General features: G+C 53.6%; 1 rRNA gene (cut by a window edge). It reads right to left on the bottom strand.

Annotated features, from left to right (window positions below):
- Window positions 1-1,199, bottom strand: a 23S ribosomal RNA gene (locus tag PJE062_RS25710); its annotated part runs 679 nt beyond the window's last position; the annotation flags it as partial.

Raw genomic sequence — 1,199 nt, 5'->3', positions numbered from 1 at the left:
CCCGCATCTTCACGGGGAATTCAATTTCACTGAGTCTGTGCTGGAGACAGCGGGGAAGTCGTTACGCCATTCGTGCAGGTCGGAACTTACCCGACAAGGAATTTCGCTACCTTAGGACCGTTATAGTTACGGCCGCCGTTTACTGGGGCTTCAATTCGGTGCTTGCACACCTCCTCTTAACCTTCCAGCACCGGGCAGGCGTCAGACCCTATACGTCGCCTTGCGGCTTCGCAGAGCCCTGTGTTTTTGATAAACAGTCGCAACCCCCTATTCTGTGCCCCCGATACAAAGTTGCCTTCGTACCGGGCTCCCTTCTCGCGAACTTACGGGAGCAATTTGCCGAGTTCCTTCAGCACAGTTCTCTCAAGCGCCTTGGTATACTCTACCTGTCCACCTGTGTCGGTTTCGGGTACGGTCTTAGCGTGGGAGCTATTTCCAGGAACACTTCACCGCATCTCCAATCCAATAAGGAGATACGATACACGGCATCCGTCACTACCCACTGGCCGGGGAATATTAACCCCGTTCCCATCGACTACGCCTTTCGGCCTCGCCTTAGGGGCCGGCTAACCCTGCGCCGATTAGCGTTGCGCAGGAACCCTTGGACTTTCGGCGAGAGGGTCTCTCACCCTCTTTATCGTTACTCATGTCAGCATTCGCACTTCTGATACCTCCAGCAGCCCTCACGGGTCCACCTTCATCAGCTTACAGAACGCTCCGCTACCGCGCGTCATAAGACGCACCCGCAGTTTCGGTGTATGGCTTTAGCCCCGGTACATTTTCGGCGCGGAGACCCTTATTTAGACCAGTGAGCTGTTACGCTTTCTTTAAATGATGGCTGCTTCTAAGCCAACATCCTGGTTGTTTTGGGATCTCTACATCCTTTCCCACTTAGCCATAACTTAGGGACCTTAACTGGCGGTCAGGGTTGTTTCCCTCTCCACAATGGACGTTAGCACCCACTGTGTGTCTGCCCTGCAGTACTTCCTGGTATTCGGAGTTTGGTTAGGATCAGTAAGGCGGTGAGCCCCCATAGCCCATCCAGTGCTCTACCCCCAGGAGTATTCACAGGACGCTCTACCTAAATAGATTTCGCGGAGAACCAGCTATTTCCGAGTTTGATTGGCCTTTCACCCCTAGCCACAAGTCATCCCCGAATTTTTCAACATTCGTGGGTTCGGTCCTCCAGTGCGTGTTAC

It is taken from the genome of Pseudovibrio sp. JE062 (genome assembly GCF_000156235.1).
Taxonomy (GTDB): domain Bacteria; phylum Pseudomonadota; class Alphaproteobacteria; order Rhizobiales; family Stappiaceae; genus Pseudovibrio.
This window is presented reverse-complemented; position numbering and strand designations above follow the sequence as displayed.